The 20787-nt window shown below is 71.4% G+C and carries 19 protein-coding genes and 1 pseudogene; 13 read left to right on the top strand and 7 right to left on the bottom strand.

Annotated features, from left to right (window positions below; translation table 11 throughout):
• Nucleotides 1-102 precede the first annotated feature (102 nt).
• Entirely contained in the window at nt 103-1644 is a 1542-nt protein-coding gene (locus tag ACFZBU_RS25765) for an APC family permease (RefSeq protein WP_391586014.1), read from the top strand.
• Nucleotides 1641-3365 (top strand): amidohydrolase, encoded by a 1725-nt coding sequence (locus tag ACFZBU_RS25760; protein ID WP_391586013.1) that lies wholly within the window; start codon nt 1641-1643, stop codon nt 3363-3365. Before ACFZBU_RS25765 ends, ACFZBU_RS25760 begins: the two co-directional genes overlap by 4 nt.
• Nucleotides 3366-3534: 169 nt before the next feature.
• On the opposite strand, the gene ACFZBU_RS25755 is transcribed toward ACFZBU_RS25760, so the two are convergent.
• The gene (locus ACFZBU_RS25755) at nt 3535-4515 is read right to left on the bottom strand and encodes a helix-turn-helix transcriptional regulator (RefSeq protein ID WP_391586012.1); all 981 of its coding nucleotides are present in this window, start codon (nt 4513-4515) and stop codon (nt 3535-3537) included.
• Nucleotides 4516-4668: 153 nt separating this feature from the next.
• Between ACFZBU_RS25755 and ACFZBU_RS25750 the strand changes: the two are divergent.
• Nucleotides 4669-4974 (top strand): annotated as a pseudogene (locus ACFZBU_RS25750) (aldo/keto reductase); the annotation flags it as partial.
• Nucleotides 4974-5735: a dienelactone hydrolase family protein gene (locus ACFZBU_RS25745; RefSeq protein ID WP_391586011.1), complete on the top strand. Its 762-nt coding sequence runs from the start codon at nt 4974-4976 to the stop codon at nt 5733-5735. The pseudogene ACFZBU_RS25750 and the gene ACFZBU_RS25745, both read left to right, overlap by 1 nt.
• 69 nt (nt 5736-5804) lie before the next feature.
• Here ACFZBU_RS25745 and ACFZBU_RS25740 read toward each other — a convergent pair whose 3' ends face one another.
• Nucleotides 5805-6677 (bottom strand): nuclear transport factor 2 family protein, encoded by an 873-nt coding sequence (locus tag ACFZBU_RS25740; protein ID WP_391586010.1) that lies wholly within the window; start codon nt 6675-6677, stop codon nt 5805-5807.
• A gap of 62 nt (nt 6678-6739) precedes the next feature.
• On the opposite strand from ACFZBU_RS25740, the gene ACFZBU_RS25735 reads away from it, so the two are divergent.
• Nucleotides 6740-7858 carry a helix-turn-helix transcriptional regulator gene (locus ACFZBU_RS25735; RefSeq protein ID WP_391586009.1) on the top strand — a complete coding sequence of 373 codons (1119 nt, stop codon included), beginning with the start codon at nt 6740-6742 and terminating at the stop codon, nt 7856-7858.
• Between the two features lie 776 nt (nt 7859-8634).
• Here the strand turns inward: ACFZBU_RS25735 and ACFZBU_RS25730 are convergent.
• The 3 genes from ACFZBU_RS25730 to ACFZBU_RS25720 form a co-directional block, all read right to left on the bottom strand.
• On the bottom strand, nt 8635-8790 hold the full coding sequence (locus ACFZBU_RS25730; RefSeq protein WP_391586008.1) for a hypothetical protein: 156 nt from the start codon (nt 8788-8790) through the stop codon (nt 8635-8637).
• Between the two features lie 173 nt (nt 8791-8963).
• Nucleotides 8964-9242: a hypothetical protein gene (locus ACFZBU_RS25725; RefSeq protein WP_391586007.1), complete on the bottom strand. Its 279-nt coding sequence runs from the start codon at nt 9240-9242 to the stop codon at nt 8964-8966.
• A gap of 45 nt (nt 9243-9287) precedes the next feature.
• Entirely contained in the window at nt 9288-9878 is a 591-nt protein-coding gene (locus ACFZBU_RS25720) for a TetR/AcrR family transcriptional regulator (RefSeq protein ID WP_391586006.1), read from the bottom strand.
• A 360-nt stretch (nt 9879-10238) separates the two neighbouring features.
• Between ACFZBU_RS25720 and ACFZBU_RS25715 the strand changes: the two genes are divergently transcribed.
• The 5 genes from ACFZBU_RS25715 (at nt 10239) to ACFZBU_RS25695 (ending at nt 15883) form a co-directional block, all read left to right on the top strand.
• Nucleotides 10239-11066, top strand: a complete 828-nt coding sequence (locus ACFZBU_RS25715) for a zinc-binding dehydrogenase (protein ID WP_391586005.1) — start codon at nt 10239-10241, stop codon at nt 11064-11066.
• A 194-nt stretch (nt 11067-11260) separates the two neighbouring features.
• Nucleotides 11261-12022, top strand: a complete 762-nt coding sequence (locus tag ACFZBU_RS25710) for a group II truncated hemoglobin (RefSeq protein WP_391586004.1) — start codon at nt 11261-11263, stop codon at nt 12020-12022.
• Nucleotides 12023-12732: 710 nt separating this feature from the next.
• Entirely contained in the window at nt 12733-14130 is a 1398-nt protein-coding gene (locus tag ACFZBU_RS25705; RefSeq protein WP_391586240.1) for an alpha/beta hydrolase, read from the top strand.
• 251 nt (nt 14131-14381) lie between these two features.
• Complete coding sequence (locus ACFZBU_RS25700; RefSeq protein ID WP_391586003.1) at nt 14382-15209, top strand: ATP-binding cassette domain-containing protein; 828 nt, start codon at nt 14382-14384, stop codon at nt 15207-15209.
• Nucleotides 15206-15883: an ABC transporter gene (locus ACFZBU_RS25695; protein WP_391586002.1), complete on the top strand. Its 678-nt coding sequence runs from the start codon at nt 15206-15208 to the stop codon at nt 15881-15883. The genes ACFZBU_RS25700 and ACFZBU_RS25695 overlap by 4 nt, the downstream gene beginning before the upstream one ends.
• Nucleotides 15884-15905: 22 nt before the next feature.
• On the opposite strand, the gene ACFZBU_RS25690 is transcribed toward ACFZBU_RS25695, so the two are convergent.
• The gene (locus ACFZBU_RS25690; protein WP_391586001.1) at nt 15906-16562 is read right to left on the bottom strand and encodes a pyridoxamine 5'-phosphate oxidase family protein; all 657 of its coding nucleotides are present in this window, start codon (nt 16560-16562) and stop codon (nt 15906-15908) included.
• Between the two features lie 218 nt (nt 16563-16780).
• Here ACFZBU_RS25690 and ACFZBU_RS25685 point away from each other — a divergent pair, with 218 nt between their 5' ends.
• The 3 genes from ACFZBU_RS25685 to ACFZBU_RS25675 all read left to right on the top strand — a co-directional run bounded on the left by ACFZBU_RS25685 (nt 16781) and on the right by ACFZBU_RS25675 (nt 20254).
• Nucleotides 16781-18088 carry an aminotransferase class I/II-fold pyridoxal phosphate-dependent enzyme gene (locus ACFZBU_RS25685; protein ID WP_391586000.1) on the top strand — a complete coding sequence of 436 codons (1308 nt, stop codon included), beginning with the start codon at nt 16781-16783 and terminating at the stop codon, nt 18086-18088.
• A 172-nt stretch (nt 18089-18260) separates the two neighbouring features.
• On the top strand, nt 18261-19553 hold the full coding sequence (locus tag ACFZBU_RS25680) for a sensor histidine kinase (protein WP_391585999.1): 1293 nt from the start codon (nt 18261-18263) through the stop codon (nt 19551-19553).
• Between the two features lie 56 nt (nt 19554-19609).
• A complete protein-coding gene (locus tag ACFZBU_RS25675) occupies nt 19610-20254 on the top strand; it encodes a response regulator (protein ID WP_391585998.1) in 645 nt (214 codons plus the stop codon).
• A 136-nt stretch (nt 20255-20390) separates the two neighbouring features.
• Here ACFZBU_RS25675 and ACFZBU_RS25670 read toward each other — a convergent pair whose 3' ends face one another.
• Complete coding sequence (locus ACFZBU_RS25670; RefSeq protein WP_391585997.1) at nt 20391-20633, bottom strand: hypothetical protein; 243 nt, start codon at nt 20631-20633, stop codon at nt 20391-20393.
• Nucleotides 20634-20787: the final 154 nt, after the last annotated feature.

Below are 20787 nucleotides of genomic sequence, written 5' to 3'. Positions count from 1 at the left end.
GTGCTCGCGCAGATCTTATGTCAACACCATTGACGTAATTCTGACGCAGGCTGTTTCATCGGCGTCCACCCCCTGTCAGCTTTAGCCTCCCTTGGAGCGCCGATGTCCACGAACCTGCCCCGGGACGATCAACCGCCCGCGCTGCGCAAGTCGCTCGGTGTCGTCGACGGCATCGCGGTCGCCGCGTCCAGTACGGCGGCCACCACGAGCATCGGCGTCGGCATGGGCAGCCTGGCCGCCACCGTCGGCCTGGCCACACCGGCGATCATCCTGATCGCCTTCCTGCCCATGCTCGGCATCGCCGGCGCGTACGCCCGACTCAACCGGGTCGAGCCGAACTGCGGCAGCGGCTATGTCTGGGTCGGCAAGTCGATCGGCCCGTATTCCGGATTCCTCACCGGCTGGGTCGCCCTCGCCGGATCGATCATCTTCCTCGCGTACACCAGCGCGATCACCGGTTCGGTGCTGCTCCAGTTCGCCAACAAGGCCGGCTGGCACGAGTTCGCCGGGCTGACCCTGGACCCGAACTCGACCAAGCTCAGCACCGTCCTGGGCCTGGTCGTCCTGGTCGTGGTCACCGTGCTCGCGATCACCGGCGTGCACCAGGCGACCCGGTTGCAGACCTATCTGCTCGTCTTCGAGTACTCGGTGCTGTTGATCTTCTGCGTCTGGGCGATCGCCTCCGGCGAGCAGCCGTTCTCGTTCTCCTGGTTCAACCCGTTCGAGATCGACTCGGCCTCGGACTTCGCACAGGGCCTGGTGCTCGCGGTGTTCTTCTTCTGGGGTTGGGACGCGGCGTTCAGCGTCACGGAGGAGACCAGGAACCCCGAGGACTCGGCCCGCGGCGGACTGATCGCGCTGTTCGTGATGCTCGGCATGTTCCTGCTCGGCGCGATCGCCTTCCAGCGCGTGATGACCGCTCCGGAACTGGCCGAGAACGGACCGCAGGGCCTGACCTTCCTGGGCGCGCACCTCGCCGCCGACCCGTGGGCGAGCCTGCCGCTGCTCGCGCTGATCTTCTCCGCGATCGCCTCGCTGCAGTCCGGCGTCATCCCCACCGCGCGCGGCATGCTGGCGATGGGCCGCGACCAGACGCTCGGCAAGGTGTGGACCCGGATCCACCCGACCTTCGGATCGCCCGCGGTCGGCACGCTGCTGATCATGGCGATCGCCGCCGGCACCGCCGTCCTGGCGATCGGCATCCCCAAGCTCAACGACATGATCCTGGCCGCGGTCAACTCGATCGGCCTGATCGTGGCCTTCTACTACGGCCTCACCGCCATCGCCTGCGCGGTTCGCTTCCGGCCGACCCTGCGCACCGACCGGCGTGAGGGCGTGCGTGCGGTGGTCATCCCCGGGCTGAGCGGACTGGCCCTGCTGGGCGTCGGCGCCTACCTTGCGTACGACTACCTGACCATGAGCGACAGCTTCGAACTCAGCCCCGACAACGGCTGGTTCATGTTCTCCGTGCCGGTGGTGGTGATCGTCAGCGGGCTGGGCTTCGCCGCCTACGCCAAGTACGTCCGCAAGTCGCCCTACTTCGAGACGGGCCGGGGCACCGACGGCGACGCGATCGAGCTGCCGATGGACCGTTACAACGACGCCGCCGATTTCGACGCATTCAAGTCCGAGGGAATCGTATGAGCACGACCGAGCAGACCGTCCCCGCCGCCTCCGCCGCGGCCCCTGTTCCCGCGGGCACCGTCGGCTCCGCCGCCGCGCGGTCCGCCTCCTCCGCGGCCGCCGACCTCGTCTTCACCGGCGGCGCGGTGTACACCGTCGACGCGGCGCGCAGCCGGGCGAGCTCCGTGGCCGTGCGCGACGGGCGGATCATCGCGGTCGGACACGACGAGGTGCGCGACCTGATCGGTGATCGCACGGAGGTCGTCGATCTGGCGGGCAGGCTGCTGATCCCGGGCTTCCAGGACGCGCACGTGCACCCGGTGGGCGGCGGCGTGGAAATGGGTCAGTGCGACCTGTCCGAGCACGAGACGCTCGCCGACTACCGGCAGGCGGTGCGGGCATACGCCGACGCCAACCCGGACGCCGAGTGGATCACCGGCGGCGGATGGTCGATGGAGGCGTTCCCGGGCGGCCTGCCGCACCGGTCGATGCTCGACGACCTGGTTCCGGACCGGCCGGTGTTCCTGCCCAACCGGGACCACCACGGCGCGTGGGCCAACAGCGCGGCGCTGCGGCTGGCGGGCATCACCCGGGACACCCCGGACCCGGCCGACGGCCGCATCGAACGCGACGCCGACGGTGAGCCGACCGGCGTGCTCCAGGAGGGGGCGGCCGATCTGATCGGTCGGCTGCTGCCGCCGCTGACCGCCCAGGACCAACTGGCCGGCCTGCTCCGGGCGCAGGAATTGCTGCACTCGCTGGGTGTCACCGCGTGGCAGGACGCGCTCCTGGGCGCGCACGCGAACATCAGCGATGCGAGCGCCGCGTACCTGACGGCGGTGGACCGCGGGCTGTTGACCGCGCGCGTGGTCGGCTCGTTGTGGTGGCAGCGCGACCGCGGGATCGAGCAGATCGACGAACTGCTCGCTCGGCGCGAGGCGGGTACGCGCGGACGGTTGTCCTGTACGACCGTCAAGATCATGCAGGACGGGGTCGCGGAGAACTTCACCGCCGCGATGCTCAGCCCGTACCTGACGTCGTGCGGGTGCGCCTCCGACAACAGCGGGATCAGCTTCATCGAGCCGGAGGCGCTGCGGCGGTACGTCACCGCCCTGGACGCGCACGACTTCCAGGTGCACTTCCACGCGCTGGGCGACCGCGCGGTCCGGGAGGCGCTGGACGCGGTGGCCGCGATGCGCGCGGCGAACGGGTGGAAGGACACCCGGCCGCACCTGGCCCACCTCCAGGTGGTGCACCCGGCCGACATCGCGCGGTTCCGCGAACTCGGCGCGAGTGCGAACATGCAGCCGTTGTGGGCCGCCCACGAGCCGCAGATGGACACGTTGACCATCCCGTTCCTGGGCGCGGAGCGGGCCGGGTGGCAGTACCCGTTCGGCGCGCTGGCGCGCAGCGGTGCGACGCTGGTCGCGGGCAGCGACTGGCCGGTGTCCAGCCCGGACCCGATCCAGGGCATCCACGTGGCGGTGAACCGGCGGATCCACGGGGCGGACGCGCCGGTCTTCCTCCCGGAACAGCGGCTTGACCTGCACACCGCGCTGGCGGCGTACACGGCGGGCAGCGCGTATGCGAACCACCTGGACGACACCGGCAGCATCGTGGTGGGCAACCACGCGGACCTCGTGGTGCTCGACCGCGACCCGTTCGCGGCCCCGGAGAGCGAGATCGGCGCGACCCGGGTGTCGGAGACGTTCGTGGGCGGGGAGCGGGTGTTCGGGAGGTAGGAGCCGAGGCTTGGCCTTGGCCGGGGGCCTGGTCGGGTCCGGACTCGAAAGGGGGCCGGACCCGGCAGCTCCAGGCTTGATCGGTGCGGTGCGGCGCGCGGCTTGACCGGGGCCGGGATTGCTCCGGTCCCGGCCTGGTCGGCTCCGGGTGTGGCCGGCCCGGGATGGGTCAGGACGGATCGTCCGCTTGCCGGGTGGCGGTGCGGACGAGTTCGGCGATCCGTTCCCGCTGTGCCGGCTCGGCGGTGAACGTGACGATCTTCTGGTCCGGCCGGTCGGCCACTTGCAGCACCACGTGGGTGAGGTCGAGGCGCCCGAGGAGCGGATGCCGAAGGCGCTTCCGGCCGGAGGACAGCGCGCTCACATCGTGTCGGGGCCACCACGCATCCGCTTCCGGCCCGGCGGCGCGCAGCCGGCGGATCAGGTCGGCGAAGGCCGGATCGCCCGGGTGGTGGTCCGCGGCGGCGCGGAACCGGGCCAGCGCGCCGACGGCCTCGACCTCCCAGTCGACGAGCCGGGTGCGCGCCTCGGGGGCGACCAGGGTCCACCAGACGATGTTGCGTTCCTCGGGCGGCAGCAGCGACCAGTCGGTCCACAGCGCCCGGGCCGCGTGGTTGGCGGCGAGCACGTCGAAGCGGCGGCCGGTGACGTAGGTCGGGTCCGGGTCGAGGCGGTCGACCAGCGCCGCGACGCCGGGGGCGAGTACCTCGGCGGCCGCGCCGACGGGCGCGGCGGTCGGCTCGCACGTCGCGAGGTGGATCAGATGGGCGTGTTCGGCCGGTTCGAGCCGCAGCGCGGCGCCGAGCGAATCCAGGACCTGGCGGGACGGGCGCACGTCGCGGCCCTGCTCCAGGAACGTGTAGTACGTGGTCGAGATCGACGCGAGGCCGGCCACCTCCTCGCGGCGCAGCCCGCGGGTGCGGCGGCGGGTGCCCGGCGGGAGGCCGACGTCGACGGGTTGGAGCCGGGCCCGGCGAGAGCGCAGGAAGTCGGCCAGTGCGCGGGCGGGTCGATGCGGGGCCGGGGGATCGGCGGCCGGGAGGTCGGGGGCCGGGGGATCGGGGCTCGGGTGATCGAGGCCGGGGCGATCGGGGCCGGGGTGACCGGGGCCGGAATGGTCGGGCGGCGCCGGGTTCGGAGCGGTGGGCATCCTGGCGGTTCCTTGCGGGTTTCCTTGATCGATTTCGATGGGTTCTGCTCGATAGCGGTCGGATCTGCTTGAGATCCGGTTGATCCTGGTACCACTGTTACCAGTAAAAGCGGTCTCTGGATACCAGTGTGGGGCCTGTCTAGGGTCGTCGACATGACCACCATCAAGACGCGAACCCCGGGACGACAGGGGCTCACCGTCTCGGCTCTGGGCCTCGGGTGCATGGGCCTGTCGCAGGGTTACGGAGCGGCCGACGACCAGGAGTCGATCGCGCTCGTGCGGGCGGCTCTCGATCTCGGGGTCACGCTGCTGGACACGGCGATGAGCTACGGCTCGGGCCACAACGAGGAACTGCACGGCCGGGCCATCGCCGGCCGCCGCGACGAGGTCGTGTCGGCCACCAAGTTCGGCATCGAGCGGGGCGCCGACGGCACGCCCAGGGTGAGGGGAACGAAGGCGTGAGTGTGAAGACTGTCGACGAGTGGATCGAGATCGACGTGCCGGGCGCGCCGGCGCCGATGTCGGGGTATCTGGCCCGGCCCGACGGGCCCGGACCGCATCCGAATGTGCTCGTGGGCTTCGAGATGTTCGGCATCACCGGCTATGTACGAGGCGTCGCCGACATGCTCGCCGGGCTCGGATACCGGGCCCTGGTACCGGACTTCTACCATCGGGCGGGCCGCCGCATCGAGTTGCCCGCCGACCTCGACGGGCGGGCGCGCGGGCTCGACCTGGTCGGTGGGCTGACCCGGGATGGTGTGCGCGCCGATGTCACGGCGGCCATCGCGGAGTTGGGCCGGCGGTTCGGCGACGATGCGCCCACCGCGATGGTGGGGTTGAGCGCGGGTGGGCACATCGCCTACTACGCGGCGACGCAGGTGCCGTTGGCGGCCCTGGTCGCGTTCTATCCGGGTTGGCTGACCGGCACGGAGATCGGCTTGGGGCGGCCGGAGCCGACGGTGACGCTGACTCCGTCGATCGCGCGGTACGACACGCCCGTGCTGGTGCTGATCGGTGGAGAGGACCACCTCTACCCGGCCGCCGAGCGGGATTCGATCGCGCGGCTGTTGGCCGAGGCCGGAGTGCGGAACGAGTTCGTGGTGTACCCGGACACGCCGCACGGCTTCGCGTGCGAGGAGCGCGATACGTACCGTCCGGCCGCGGCAGAGGACGCCTGGGCGCGGGCCACGGCGTTGCTCGCGGAGGCGCTGAAGGGATAGCGGCCGGGCCGACGGCGGGCTGCGAGTGCCCGCCGCCGGCGGAGTGCGGGCCGGGCGGGGTCGACCCGGTCAGTCGGCGGCGGTGTGCGCCCGGGCCACCGTGAGGCTGTCCTCGTAGACGTGGTAGCGGCTGATCAGGCCCGCCTCGACGGTGACGTGCAGCGCGCACCGCGCCCGGAAGGCCGTACCGGTGGACGCGGCCGTACGCCGGATCTCGGTCAGCAGCACCGCGTCCGGACCGTCGACCAGGATCCGCAGGTCGGGTGTGGTGCCCGGTTCGTCGGCTTCCTGCGGACGGTCGTCGGTGTGCGCCGCGGCCAGTTCGCGAAAGTGCGCGGCGACGTCGGCGCGGGTCGAACGCGGCCGGATCCACGGTGTCGACGGGTGGCCCTCGGCCGGCCAGTCGAGCAGCCAGTCCACGCCGTCGGCGAAGAGTTCGGCGATCCGCTCCGGGTCTCCCGACCCGACGCGGCGGACGAATTCGGCGACGACGGCATACGTACCGGGCGTCGGGTCGGTCGGCACGGTGAACTGCTGGTCGTGCCGGATGCGGCCGTCGGGGCCGAGTCGTACGACCACCCGCCCGGTCCATGCCACGTCGCCGCCGGCCGCCGGAACCATGTGGGTCGTGAAGGTGATGGCGCCGTGATGACCGACCGCGTCCCCGGCCGCGCGGAAGACGAATCCGCCCTTGTCGACCAGCTGTTCGTAGGCATCGGTGACACGATCCAGGAGCGCGTCGTGGCCGATGTGCCGTCCGGACGAGATGGTTTCCATCCCGTCCGGCGCCCACAGCGCCTGGACGGCGGCCCGCCGGGCGTCCGGGTCCGGCTCGTTCCACACGGCCACGTAGCGGTCGACGAAGTCGTCGATGTCGATGTCGGTCGGGGCGGGGGCGGAGGTGGGGTCGACGGTTTCGTCGGTGGGGTGAATGGCGTTCATGGGCGGAACGTAGACGCGCTCCACTGACACGTTGTGTCAGTGGAGTCGGGCAGACTCGCCGGATGCGGGCGAGTCGGCTGGTCTCCATCCTGTTGCTGCTCCAGACCCGAGGGCGGGTCACCGCTCGGGAGATCGCCGACACCCTGGAGGTCTCGGTCCGGACGATCTACCGGGACATGGAGTCGTTGAGCGCGGCCGGGGTGCCGCTGTACGCGGATCCGGGCCATCGCGGCGGATACGAACTGCTCGACGGATTCCGCACCCGGCTGACCGGCCTCACCACCGGCGAGGCCGAATCGTTGTTCCTCACCGGTCTGCCGACGGCCGCCGCCGATCTGGGCCTGGGCACCGCGGTGACCGCCGCACACCTCAAGCTGATGGCCGCGCTCCCGCCCGAACTGCGGGACCGCGCCGGGCGGATCGCCGAATGTTTCCACCTCGACGCGCCCGCCTGGTACGGCGCCGACGACCACACCCCACACCTGACCGAGGTCGCGGATGCGGTGTGGAACCGGCGACGGCTGCGCATCCGCTACCTCCGCTGGGCCGAGCCGCACGAGAACACGCGGGTGGTGGACCCGTACGGCGTGGTGCTCAAGGCGGGTGCCTGGTACCTCGTGGCGGGACACCGGGAGGCGCCCGTCGACGCGGGGGCGGGGGCCGGGGCGGCCTCGGGGCCGGGCATGGGCGTGGAGGCGGTCGGGGGTGGTCCGGCCGGAGGCTCGCCGGACGGCGGCGCAGACGGAGCCCGGATCCGTACCTATCGGGTGTCGCGGATCCTGGATGTCCAGGCCCGCGCGGAGACGTTCGAGCGACCGGTCGGGTTCGCGTTGGCGACGTACTGGGAGGACTACCTGGACCGGTTCGACCGCCGCCGACATCGCGCGTCGGCGACCGTGCGGGTGTCCCCGAGCGCGATGAAGCGGTTGGTGGACGTGCTGGAGCCGGTCGTCGTACGCGCGGCTCGCACGAGCGCGACCCGGCCCGACGCCGACGGCTGGGTCGAGGTCGTCCTCCCGATCGAGTCGGTCGATTCGGCGATCACGACCCTCCTCCCGTTCGGCGGCGACGCGGAGGTGCTCGGGCCACCGGAACTGCGGTCGGCGATGCGCGCGGCGGCGGCGGCCTTGGCGCGGGTGTACCGGTGTCGCGACGCGGGCACCGGGACGCCCGAGTGGTGATCGGGCGATTTGTGAAGATCTGCCGAGGCTCCGCAGAAGCCCCGCAGAGTCCCCACGGAGGCCCCGCCCGAGATCCGCCGAGGAGATGGCCGCAAACCAACCGGATGCGGGACTTCCGGATATTGCATTCTTTGCCGCGGCTATACGTATCCCGGCGAACGGGAGCCGGTTCGAGCGTGCACAATCAAGCCTTTGCCTGTCGATCATGAACGACGCCGAGCCCCGATGGGGCCGACGCTTCGTGCCGCCGGCATGACCATTTCGTGCGCAACCGACGCGTTGGCGAAGCGGGTTGTTGCTCGGGGCACAACCCGGAGTCGCGGACGGCGAAGCCGGATCGTAGGGTCTCGTGCATCGTGATCCGCAACCGGCCGAGCCGCGTGCGCGGCCGGGCGGCGGGGTTGTGGAGTTGTGAGGCTTTGAAGGAACGGGGAGGCCAGGTCACCGCCGCTTGCCGGATTCTGCCGGATCCGGTCGGAGCTTTGAGGAAGACGGGCCTGCGGTCCGGGGTGTTCGGGCCCTCGGGCCCGGTCGGGACCGGACGCCGCCGAGGCGATCGGCTCGGCTGCCGGGCGATCGAGTGGATCGAGAGACCACCGGATCGCATGGTTGGACGCCGGAGTGATCAAATGTCCGAGTGACTCTGCGGGGCGCACGTCCGATCCGCCCGCGTCCCGCAGTTGGCCCGATAATTGGGCCGGGCCAGGGCCCGTCCATCCCGATCCCGCCGCGTCGCGCCCGGCGGGATCGGGGGACGGGCTCCGGTGCTCACGGCGTCATCGGGCGGGCATCGGATGCGACGCGCCCGGGTCGAGATCGCGCGACCAGGCCACCTCGCGGCCCAGTCGGCCGCTCGCGCGGAACAGGGCCACCTGGTGCGTGTCGGCCAGGACCGCCAACAGTCGGGTACGGTCGGCCGGCTCGAAGCCCAACCGCTGCCGGAACGGACCCGACCGCCGGCTGAACAACCACGCCCGCCGGGCACCGGCCGCGGCGGCGCGGCCCAGTACGAAGCGAGCCGGTTCGAGCCCCAGACCGCGCCCCGAGCATCCTGATCCACCGCGACGCTACGAATCAGTGCGTGATCGCCGGCGGCCGACAACTCCTACCCCGCGCTGCCGCACACCCTGCCGCCGCCGTCCCGAAGCAACCACAAGCGCACTTCGGCCGCATCGAGCCCACTGAGCGTGAGATCGGCCCGAACCAGGAAGTCGAGCACATCGGGAAGGTCGGCGGGAACGAAGGGGACGAGGGCGGACGCGGCGGTCCCGACGGCCGGCACACCGCCGCCGACACCCGCGCCTCCCCGGTCGGTGCCGGTGGGTCTCCTGGAACTCCCGGCGTGGATGGTCTCGTCCGTATGCGCGGCTGCCCCGACGTCCATGCCGCCGAGTCTAGGAAGCAATCGCGGCACGAAGAGGGTGGGGGGTCAGGGTCCGGGGGCGGTGGGTGGAGGGAGCAGGGCGGTGGCCAGGGAACGGACCGAGGTGGTGAGGCGGGCCGGGCCGCCGTTGTCGGTGATGTGGCGGACCAGGTCGGCGTCGAACATGCCGAGGAGGGTGTGGGCCACGAAGTCGACGTCCAGCTCGGGGTGGGAGTGGGTGAGCAGGTTGGTGATGTGAGCGTGCCAGCGCAGGTAGGTCGGGTCGGTGTACTTGTCCTCGGCGCAGGCGCGTTCATGTGCGGCCAGCAGGACGATGTTGCCTGCGGCGAGTTCGGCGAGGGCGTCGAGGAAGGCCGGGAGGCGTACCTCGGCGGGGGCTTCCGGGCCCAGAGGTGGTGGGCCGTCGGCAATCGCCTCGCCGAGTACGAGGGCGCGTTCCTCGAGGAGGGCGCGGAGCAGGCCCGTGCGGTTGCCGAAACGGCGGAACACCGTGCCTTTGCCGACGCCCGCCGCCGCCGCGACCTTGTCGAGGGAGACGTGCTCGAAGCCGTGTTCGGCCAGCAGGTCTTCGGCGGCTTTCAGGATTGCGCGGCGGTTGCGCGTGGCATCGGCGCGCTCGTGAACCGGCTGGGACACAGGGGCTCCTGGGAGGGGTCGTCGCACGGGGCTCGACGGACAGGGGTGACTCGGCAGGGGTGTGCGGGTGGCTTCCGCAGTGTTCTTCGAGGATGGGGTTCTTGAACAATCGGACTGGCAGTCCGTATATTACTCGCGGCTATCCGGACTGACGGTCCGTATGGTGGTGAGTGGTGTTCGTGGTTCCGTGCGGCCGGGCGGTCTGCGATCGAGGTGATCGGTGGTCGGTCGGGTAATCGAGGGGGCAGGTATGGCCGTTCGTGCTCTGGTGGTCGATCCCGAGGCGACGGGTGGGATCCGGGAGGCCGAGATATCCGAGCCGGAACCGGGGCCGGTCAGGTGTTGGTCGAGGTGCGGCACGTGTCGGTCAACCATGGTGATGTGCGTACGGGCGTGTGGCCGGCCGGGACGGTGCCGGGATATGACGCGGCGGGCGTGGTGGTCCGGGCGGCGGCGGACGGACGTGGGCCGGCGGTCGGTAGTCGGGTCGTGGCGTGTGTGACGGGTGCGTGGGCGCAGCGGGTCGCCGTCGGGGTCGACGCGCTGGCGGAATTGCCCGACTCCGTGGATTCGGCGGTGGCTTCGGCGCTGCCCGTGGCCGGGCTCACCGCGCTGCGGGCGCTGCGGGCGAGTGGTCCGGTGGCGGGTCGGCGGGTACTGATCACCGGTGCGGCCGGGGGCGTCGGGCGGATGGCGGTACAACTCGCGGCCCGGGCGGGCGCGCGGGTGATCGCGTCCGTCGGTACACCGGAACGCGGCGCCGGGTTGACCGAACTGGGCGCGGCCGAGGTCGTGGTGGGCCCGGAGGGGGTCGACGAGCCGTTGGATCTGGTGCTCGACACCGTCGGCGGCCCCCAACTGGTGACCGCTTGGGGGAAGTTGGCGCCCGGAGGCGTCGTGCAGAGCATCGGTTGGGCCTCGGGGGAGGCGGCGGTGTTCCCGCCCTATTCGACCTTCGCGGTGGGAGCGGCTCGGACGCTGAGCTCGTTCGGTGACGCGAGCGAGCCGGGGGCCGATCTCGCCACGCTGGTCGGGCTGGTGGCCTCCGGTGAACTCGTGGTCCAGATCGGTCTGCGCGAGCCGTGGGAGCGGGTGGGGGAGGCGTTCGCGGCACTCGCGGGACGACGGGTGGCGGGGAAGGCGGTGCTCGACGTGGCGCCGGCCGATGCCGCTCTCGCGAGGGGTTGAGGGCGGTCGGTGCACGCCTGGGGCCTGCGCGGACCGGTTCGGCGGTGCGCGGAGGGGGCGCGGGCGATCGGTGGTCGGGCGGGGTGGATTGCCTTACGCGGTCGGCGAAATCATCTCGCGTCGATGATCGGCCGGCGGGTGATCATGCCTATGGTTGACGCGATCGAACCAGCGTCTTGCATGGGGGACCGTTCATGATCGTCGAATACATCCGCTACACGATCGCCGAAGCGGACAGCGCCGAGTTCGAGGCCGCGTACGCACGCGCGGCCGAGTCGCTCGCGGCCGCGCCGGAGTGTGTGGACTACGAGTTGAGCAGATGTCAGGAGGAGGCGTCCGCCTACATCCTGCGGATCCGTTGGACCTCGACGGACGCGCACCTCAACGGCTTCCGCAAGGGCGAGCACTTCGCCGCGTTCTTCGCCGCGATCCGGCCGTACGTCACCGCGATCGAGGAGATGCGGCACTACGCGGTGACCGACGTGGTGGGCAAGGGCGGTTCGACCCCGACGCTGTACGAGTGGGCCGGTGGCGCGCCCGCGTTCGAGCGACTGTTCGGCACGTTCTACGAGCGGGTGGCCAAGGACGAGATCCTCGCCCCGGTGTTCGCGAACATGGACCCGCACCATGCCGAGCACGTGGCGTCCTGGCTGGGCGAGGTCTTCGGCGGCCCGTCCCGGTACAGCACCGAGTTGGGCGGCCACCGGCACATGGCCTCGCGGCACCTGGGTCGAGGGATCACCGAGACACAGCGCCGTCGGTGGGTCGCACTGCTCCTGGAGACGGCCGACGACGTGGACCTGCCGGCCGACCCGGAGTTCCGCGGTGTACTCGCGTACTACCTGGAGTGGGGCACCCGGATGGCGATCCTGTACTCCGGGCCCAACCCGCCGCCGCTTCCGGAGTCGCCGATGCCGCGCTGGGACTGGGGGCAGACTCCGCCGTACCTGGGCTGACCAGATCCGGTCTACCCGATCCCCGCCGGGCTCGGCGGGGATCGGGTCCGGTCCATGCGTGGTCGCCGAGGACGGGGCTCCTCGGCGACCGGCGCGGGACGCGTCCCATGCGCGGCCGGGGCGCGCTCGACCCATGCAGCCGGTTCACCGTCAGCCGTGCGCGGATCACGCTCCCGCGGCGCGGGTGGTTCGGGGCCCGCCGCCGGTGGAATACCCAAAGGGATCCAGGACGGATCGAACACCGGTGACGATCGAGCAACCCGACGCCAAACCTCCGGGTCCGCTACGCGCGTCGGCCACGGAGCGCAGTCGACCGACTCCTTGCACAATCGTCCACATATGCGGCCAAACGGGCGCGGCGCGTGGTAAACCCAAAATCTGGGTAATGGTAACCACTCCGCTTGGCAAGGATTCCCGCTTCGAGTCGACCGCCCCCTCGTCGCACCGGTCATCGACACGGCAGCATCTGCGGCGTCGATGTCACTCGTGACAGATCCGTCACATGGAGGAACACCCACGTGAAGAGACACACTCTCGTCGCGTTCGCAGCCGCCACTACCTTGGTGGGCGGGCTCCTGACCCTCGCGCCGCCGGCTTTGGCGGACGACTCGCCCGCACCCCAGGCCGAGTCCGCATCCACCCCCATTGCCTGGAAGAACTGCGGCAGCTCGAACTACCCGACGCTGGAATGCGGTTCACTCCAGGTCCCGATGGACCACAGCAACCCCGGCGGTCGGCAGATCACCATCGCGGTGTCCCGGATTCCGCACACCGCGGCGAAGTCGCTCGGCCCGCTGCTGGTCAACCCCGGCGGCCCCGGTGCGCCGGGTCGAGGACTGGCCGGCTACGTCGCGAAGAACCTGCGCCCCGAGGTGGCCGCGCAGTTCGACGTGATCGGCTTCGACCCTCGCGGTGCGGGTGCCAGCGAGCCGCACCTGGACTGCGTACCGGGCTTCAACAACCCGGTCCGCCCGGACACCGTCCCGGACAACTTCGGTGAAGAACTGACCAACATCAAGCGGGTGTACCAGTACGCCCAGGCGTGCGGCGACAAGTACGGCGACTTCCTCAAGCACATGAACACGCCGGCCTCGGCCGCGGACATGGACTCGATCCGCGCCGCCCTCGGAGCCAAGCAGATCAGCTACTTCGGGTATTCGTACGGTACTTACCTCGGTGCGGTCTACGCCAAGCTGTTCCCGAGCCGGGTCAAGCGACTGGTGCTGGACAGCATCGTCGACCCGAGCAAGGACAGCATCTGGTACGGCGGCCAGCTCACCCAGGACGTCGCCTTCAACAACAACATGAAGGCCTTCTTCGGTTGGGTCGCCAAGTACGACGCGAACTACCACCTGGGTACCGACCCGGCCAAGGTCGAGCAGGCCTGGTACACGATGCGCGACAAGCTGAGCAAGAACCCGGCCGAGGGTGTCGTCGGCGGCGCCGAGGTCGAGGACGCGTTCGCGCAGGGCGGCTACAACGACTCGACCTGGGCCGAACTGGCCGAAGGCTTCTCGGGATACGTGGTCGACAACGTCACCGCTCCGCTGCGTACCGCGTACGAGGATCTGGCGGCGGCGAGCCCGGGCAACGACAACATCAACAGCGGCTACCTGGCCACCCAGTGCCGGGACGCGGCTTGGCCCAAGGACTGGGCGACCTGGCACCGGGACGCGGTGAAGACCTACGCCAAGGCGCCGTTCCTGACCTGGAACAACGTCTGGTTCAACGCGGCCTGCGCGTTCTGGCCGACGTCGAGCCTCAAGCCGGTGAACGTCGCCAACGACAGGTTGCCCAAGACCCTGCTGTTCCAGGCGACCAACGACGCCGCGACCCCGTACGAGGGTGGCGTCACGATGCACCGCCTGCTCCGTGACTCGGCCCTCGTGGTCGAGCAGGGCGGCCGCAACCACGGCATCTCGCTCAGCGGCAACAGCTGCCTGGACGACTACCTGAACGAGTACCTGGTCACCGGCAAGACCCCGAAGGGCAGGGGCCACGGCCCGGCCGACGCGGTCTGCGGGAAGCTCCCCGACCCGGTACCGAACCCGGCGGAGGCGGACCTGAAGACCGCCGCCGCGCCGAAGCTCGCCAAGACCGACCTGTAGGTCTGCAACACGGCAACACGGCAACACGAACGCCAAGGCAAGGTGTCAGGGCACCACGCCGACGCGACAACCGCACTGCGCGTACATCCGGGCCCGCCGCGAAATCGGCGGGCCCGGGTGCGTTCCCGGGCGCCCCCCGAACTCCCGCCAACCGCACGGTGGTTCACACCCGTTGTGCGCGCCGGTGCGATGTGGCCGACCTCGTCCTGCCGTAAGGTCTGCTGCCGAGGTTCCGGTGAAGGGGGACGGCGGTGCACCTGACGGGTGTCGGCAAGCGATATGCCCTGCGCGGCCCATGGGTGCTGCGCGGAGTGCACCTACACCTGCCGCGCGGTGGGCTGGTCCGGGTCGAAGGCGACAACGGCAGCGGCAAGTCCACACTGTTGCGGGTCGTCGCCGGGGTCTGCGAACCGACCACCGGCAGCGTCACCGAACGTGGCTCGGCCGCCTACGTCCCCGAACGATTCCCGCCCGAACTGCCGCTCACCGCCCTGCGATACCTCACCCACCTGGGCCGACTGCACGGTCTCACCGGCCGGGAGAGCCGGCGGCGGGCCGAGGACTGGGCCGAGCGGCTGGACTTCGCGGACAAGGTACGGGCGCCGCTGCGCGGGCTGTCCAAGGGCACCTGCCAAAAGGTGGCGGTCGCCCAGGCGTTCATGGCCGAACCGGATCTGCTCGTCCTGGACGAGGCGTGGACCGGACTCGACGCCCCCTCGCGCGACGTCCTGGACGGTTGTGTCGTCGAGCGGGTCGAGGCCGGCGCGACCGTGGTCTTCGTCGATCACGACCCGCGCCGCCTGGCGGACGAGGTGACCGACACGTACCGGGTCGAGGCGGGTGCGGTCGTGCCCGCGATCTCCACCGCGAACGCGATCCGGGTGGTGATCGACATCGACAGCGGCCACCGGCCCGAACTCGACCGCCTGCCCGGCGATCCCGTCCGCGAGGAGACGCGACCGGGCGTGCTTCGGCTGCACAGCACCACGGCGCACTCCAACGCGTTGTTGCGTCATCTGCTCACCGCCGTGCCCGGGGTGAGCGTGCGCGCGGTGCACCGGGAAGGAGACGGCGCGTGATCTCCGCCGTGGTGCGATATCAGGCCGCCCTGGTGTTGCGGTCCCATCGATGGGTGCCGCCCGCGCTGGTCTACGCCGCGGTGATGGCCATCGGCGCGGCCGGCGGCGACCCGTTGCTTGCCTCGTTCGGGTGGGCCGCCGCCGCGATCATGCCGATTGCGGTGTGGCTCACGCGGGTGTCCGTCACGGTCGAGCCCGCGGCGGCCCGACACACCACCTCGGCCGCGGTCGGACCCGGCCGTGCGCATCTCGCCGCGCTGTTGATCGCCCTGGTCCTGACCTGTGTGCTCGCCGCGCTGTGCACCGCGGCCCTGGTCGCCTCGACCGATCGGATCGCCAACCACGCCACGCACGGCGTGAGTCGGGGCGAGGCGATCGCCGCGGGAGCGGTGGCCCAGCTCGTCACCATCCTGGCGGGCGTCGCGATCGGCGCGCTGACCAACCGCCCGCTGATGCGGCGCCCCGCGTACGCCGTCCCGCTCGCGGCGCTGGCCACCCTGACCGCACTGGTGGTCACGGGCAGCCCGGCGGCGCGCGTCCTGGAGGTGGTCACCGAAGCCGCCAAGCACGACCGGGTCGACCTGCCGATCACCCAACTCGCGATCGTGGCGGGCGTGTTCGTGCTGTCGGCCGCGGCCGCCTGTCGAGTCGCGTCCCGGGTGGAACACGACTGAGCCGCATCGCGTCCGCACCGGGTCAGGATGCGCCGAGCCACTCGGCCAGGTAGGGCGGGATCTCCTGGTCCCGGTCCGGGCGGATCGGGCCGCGGGTGGTGGTCAGCGGGACCACGCCGGCGTAGTGCGGCAGGTCGAGGTCGTCGGGGTCCTCGGCCAGGCCGTGGTCGCGGATCTTCGCCGCGACCCGGTCCAGTTCCAGTCGGAAGACCGCGGTCTGCGCGTTCTCCTTCGGGTTGGGTTGGCGGACGTCGTCGGCGCGACCCGGGACCAGGTGGTCGATGATCACCCGGTAGGCGTGCAACTGCTCGTCCGGGTCGGTGACATGCACCAGCGGGCCGTGTGCGATCACGCAGCGGTAGTCCATCGAGTGGTGCATCGCCGAGCGGGAGAGCACCACCGAGTCCACGTGGGTGACCGAGACCGCCACCGGCAGGCCCTCCGCGCCGCTCGCGCGCGCGGCCAGGGCGAGCTGTCCGCCGCTGGAGGTGTGCAGGTACAGCCGTTCGCCGTCGCGGCCGAACGCGAGCGGGAGCAACTGCGGCAGGCCGCCGAGGGTGAACGAGACGTGGGCGAGGAAGCCGGCGTCGAGGATCGCGTGTACCGCCTCGACGTCGTAGCTCATGCGGTCGCGGTGCCGATGCGGGGTGGTGGCCGCGGTGACGGGGTAGTCGGTCATCCGAAGATCCTTTGTACTAGTTCAAAATGGTGATTGGGGTAGTACAATAGAGCCGGCTCCGGGGAGGATGTCAACGGCATAATCCGACGATCCGCCGGATGTGAACCCGCGGCCGGAATCCGCTCCCGGATCCCGGCTTCGCATCCCACCCCCGGAAGCCGCCACCCCGGCATCCCGCAGCCACACCCCGCAGCGCGACGCCCAGACGCAGGAGAACCATGGCCATCACCGGTCGCACCGCCGCCGACATCGCCGCATCCGTCGAACGCGACCTGCACGCACGCGAACTCGCACCCGGCGACGCGCTGCCGCCGGTGCGCGCACTCGCGGCCGAACTGGGCGTCAACGCCAACACCGTCGCCGCCGCGTACCGCACCCTGCGCGAGCGGGGCATCGTGGAGACCCACGGTCGGGCCGGCACCCGGATCCGGGCCCGCCCGGCGACCACCCGGCGCGACGACCTGGGCCCCGGCGTGCCACCCGGCACCCGCGACCTGTCCAACGGCGAGCCCGACCCCGCCCTGCTGCCGTCGCCGGCCTTCCCCGATCCGAGCGGCTGGCGACCGCTCTACCTGCACGGCGCCCTGTACGAGCCGTTCGCCGACGCGGCCCGGGTGGTGCTGCGCGCCGGCGGCGTGGACACCACCCACCTGGCCGCCACCTCCGGCGCTCTGGACGGCATCGAGCGCGCGCTCACCGCGCACCTGCGGCCCGGCGACCTGGTCGCGGTCGAGGATCCGGGCTGGGGCAACCTGCTCGACCTGCTCGCCGCGCTGAACCTGACCCCGCGGCCGATCCCGGTCGACGACGACGGCCCCGACCCGGCCGCGACCGAGGCCGCGCTGCGCGCCGGCGCCCGCGCGTTCGTGGTCACCAGCCGCGCGCAAAACCCCACCGGCGCCTGTGTGTCGGCCGAACGGGCCGCCGAACTGCGCCCCATCCTGGCCGCGCACTCGCACGTGGTGCTCCTGGAGGACGACCACGGCAACGACATCTCCGGCCTGGACCTGCACACCCTCACCGGTGTCGGCACCCACTGGGCGCACATCCGCTCGGTGTCCAAGGCCTACGGGCCGGACCTGCGCTGCGCGATCCTGACCGGCGACGCGGTGACCGTCGACCGGATCGGCGGCCGGCAGCGGCTCGGCCCCGGCTGGGTCAGCCACGTCCTGCAACACGCGATCGCGCACGCGTGGACCGACCCCGACGTGGCCGAACAAATCCGACTCGCGCGCGAGACGTACCGGGTGCGCCGTACCCGACTGATCGACGCGCTGCGCGCCCGTGGAGTGGCCTCGGTCGGTCGGACCGGGATCAACGTGTGGATCGAGGTGCCCGACGAGACCACCGCCGTGGCCGGCCTGCTCGCCCGGGGCTGGGCGGTCGCCCCCGGCTCGCGATTTCGGATCACCTCCGCGCCCGGCCTGCGGATCACCGTGTCCACCCTCACCGCCGAGGAGACCGAGCGGTTGGCCGACGCGGTGGCCCTGGCGGTACGGACCGGGAATCGGCGGCAGACGCGGTGAATCCCCGGGGCGGGTCATCGCGTGGGCGAATCATCCGATATGAATCCGGTATGAGAGGTGGGGCAAACCGAACCACCAGGTCGGGGGGTGTCACCCTCGATCCGGGTGCCCCGCGCCGGGGAGCATGAGCACACTCCACCATCACGACCGTTACGCCCCCGAGGATGCCCCCATGCACACGTTCCTGAAGGCCCCGTTCACGAGACGAACGTGGGCCGAGGCCGGCTACGCGATCCTCACCTTCCCGCTCGCGATGTTCGGCTTTGCTGCGATCTTCCTGTTCGCGGTCTTCGGGGTCGCGCTGACCGTCACCCTCGTCGGCCTGCCGATCCTGGCCCTCGCGGTGATGGGCGCACGGGCCTGGGGCGGTGTGCACCGGGGGCTCGCGCGCGCCATGCTCGGGGTCGAGACGCCGCCGCTGCGCACGTTCCGGCCCAAGCGCGGCCCGCTCGGGCTGCTGGGTTCCTCGCTGGGCAACGCCGAGGGCTGGCGGGCGATCGCCTACCACGTGCTCAAATTCCCGCTGAGCGTGCTGACGCTCCTGGTGACCGGCACATTCTGGTGCTACGGGCTGGTCATGCTGGCGTACCCGCTGCTCCTGGTCGTGTTCGACCCGCACACCACCGACGCGCACGGCGTCGACCGCCGCTCGGGAATACAGATCAACGAGCTGTACTTCGACACCTGGCCGCTCGCGCTGCTGGTGAGCCTGTCCGCCATCCCGATCCTGCTCATCGCCCCCTGGGCGGTCCGCGGGGTCGTCCACCTCGATCGGCTGCTCATCCCTGCCCTGCTCGGGCCGACCAAGTCCGCACAGCGGGTGGCCGATCTGGAGGAGACCCGGGCGATCGCCGTCGACGACTCGGCCGCGACGCTGCGCCGGATCGAACGCGACCTGCACGACGGCGCGCAGGCCCGACTCGTCGCGCTCGCGATGAACCTCAGCATGGCCAAGGAGAAGTTGGACACCGAGGACACCGAGCGGCCGATGGACGTGGACCGCGCCCGCACGCTCGTGGACAGCGCGCTGGGCAACGCCCGCGAGGCGATCGTCGAACTGCGCGACCTCGCCCGGGGCATCCACCCACCGGTCCTGGACCAGGGCCTGGACGCCGCGCTGGCCACCCTGGCCGCATGCAGCGCGGTCCCGGTGCAGGTGCACACCGACATCGACGTGCGTCCGCCCGCCACGATCGAGACCATCGCGTACTTCTGCGCCGCCGAACTGCTCACCAACGTCGCACACCACTCCGGCGCGAGTGCGGCGACGGTCGATGTACGGGTCCGGGACGGCCGGTTGCGCATGACGGTCACCGACAACGGCAGCGGCGGGGCGAACGCGAGCAAGGGAAGCGGCCTCACCGGCCTGGTCGAACGCGTACGCACGGTGGACGGCACGCTACGGATCGTCAGCCCACCGGGCGGGCCGACCGAGGTGACGGTGGAACTGCCGGCCGGCGGGTGAGTACCGACCGGGATATCGGGACCGAGGGGTGGTCGGGGCATGGGACGATCGAGCCCATGCGCATCGTCATTGCCGAAGACGCCGCGATCCTGCGGGACGGCCTGGTTCAACTGCTCCTCGACCGCGACCACGAGGTCGCGGCCGCCGTCGCGGACGCCGACGCCCTGCGGGCGGCGGTGGTCGAGCACAAACCGGACGTGTGCGTGGTCGACATCCGGATGCCGCCGACCCACACCGACGAGGGCCTGCGGGCCGCGATCGACATCCGCCGAAGCCACCCCGGCATCGGGGTGTTGGTCTTCTCGCAGTACATCGAGACCCGGTACGCCGCACAACTGCTCGGCGGCAACGCGGCGGGCGTCGGCTACCTGCTCAAGGAACGCGTCGTGGACACCCGGGACTTCACCGACGCACTGGAGCGGGTCGCGGCCGGCGGCACCGCGCTGGACCCCGAGGTGGTCACCCAGCTGTTCGGTGCCGGACTGCGCAGCGGCGGCCTGAGCACGCTCACCCCGCGCGAGCACGAGGTGCTCGGACTGATGGCCGAGGGCCGCACGAACGCGGCGATCGCGAAGAAGCTGGTGGTGACCGAGCGCGCGGTGGAAAAGCACGTCGGCAACATCTTCACCAAGCTCGACCTGCCGCCTTCGGACACCGATCATCGTCGGGTGATGGCGGTGTTGCGCTACCTACAGCTCTGAGCGCCGGCCGGCTCCGAGCGCCGGCGCCGTGGAGCGGTGTGGGATGTCCGGATCGCCCCCTCCGTGATCCGCGCATCCCACACCGTCCTCGGGCCGACCTCGGCATCGGCCGCGGCGGCCCCCGGGGCGGATCTCCTCAGGGCAGTGCCGGTTCTTCGACCCGCACGTCGGCCCGCGTACAGTCGACCGCGTTTCGCGCGCCGAGCACGATCGAGGTGAACGCGGCCGGTCCGGGGCCGGCCGCGGGCGTGATGGTGCCCACCTCGTGCGTGCCGTAGGCGGTCTCGTCCGCACCGTCCACGCCCAGTGCGACGATCGCCGACACCAGCGCCGCCAGGATGCCCGCCGTCGCCGCGGGCACGGCGAGTCCGCGAGTCACCCGACCGCTCTCACCGGCCGGGCGGCACGCCACGCCCTGCGCACCCGTGTAACGGTGCTCCGCCGCCGCCACTCCGGCGCCGAATGCCAAGGCGTGGCCCGGTCGTTCCGAAGGCAGGTCGCCGCCCCCGGCCGGATGTGCCGCTCGTCCGTCG

Source organism: Embleya sp. NPDC008237 (assembly GCF_042956465.1).
Taxonomy (GTDB): Bacteria; Actinomycetota; Actinomycetes; order Streptomycetales; family Streptomycetaceae; genus Embleya.
Note: the sequence above shows the minus strand (reverse complement) of the source record. Positions and strands in the feature narration are given on the sequence as shown.

What these genes read in the sequence shown, in the direction of transcription:
- ACFZBU_RS25765 (WP_391586014.1), top strand. Translation starts at nt 103, where the DNA reads ATGTCCACGAACCTGCCCCGGGACGATCAACCGCCCGCGCTGCGCAAG.
- ACFZBU_RS25760 (WP_391586013.1), top strand. Translation starts at nt 1,641, where the DNA reads ATGAGCACGACCGAGCAGACCGTCCCCGCCGCCTCCGCCGCGGCCCCT.
- ACFZBU_RS25755 (WP_391586012.1), bottom strand. Translation starts at nt 4,515, where the DNA reads ATGCCCACCGCTCCGAACCCGGCGCCGCCCGACCATTCCGGCCCCGGT.
- ACFZBU_RS25740 (WP_391586010.1), bottom strand. Translation starts at nt 6,677, where the DNA reads ATGAACGCCATTCACCCCACCGACGAAACCGTCGACCCCACCTCCGCC.
- ACFZBU_RS25735 (WP_391586009.1), top strand. Translation starts at nt 6,740, where the DNA reads ATGCGGGCGAGTCGGCTGGTCTCCATCCTGTTGCTGCTCCAGACCCGA.
- ACFZBU_RS25725 (WP_391586007.1), bottom strand. Translation starts at nt 9,242, where the DNA reads ATGGACGTCGGGGCAGCCGCGCATACGGACGAGACCATCCACGCCGGG.
- ACFZBU_RS25710 (WP_391586004.1), top strand. Translation starts at nt 11,261, where the DNA reads ATGATCGTCGAATACATCCGCTACACGATCGCCGAAGCGGACAGCGCC.
- ACFZBU_RS25705 (WP_391586240.1), top strand. Translation starts at nt 12,733, where the DNA reads ATGGACCACAGCAACCCCGGCGGTCGGCAGATCACCATCGCGGTGTCC.
- ACFZBU_RS25690 (WP_391586001.1), bottom strand. Translation starts at nt 16,562, where the DNA reads ATGACCGACTACCCCGTCACCGCGGCCACCACCCCGCATCGGCACCGC.
- ACFZBU_RS25685 (WP_391586000.1), top strand. Translation starts at nt 16,781, where the DNA reads ATGGCCATCACCGGTCGCACCGCCGCCGACATCGCCGCATCCGTCGAA.
- ACFZBU_RS25680 (WP_391585999.1), top strand. Translation starts at nt 18,261, where the DNA reads ATGCACACGTTCCTGAAGGCCCCGTTCACGAGACGAACGTGGGCCGAG.
- ACFZBU_RS25675 (WP_391585998.1), top strand. Translation starts at nt 19,610, where the DNA reads ATGCGCATCGTCATTGCCGAAGACGCCGCGATCCTGCGGGACGGCCTG.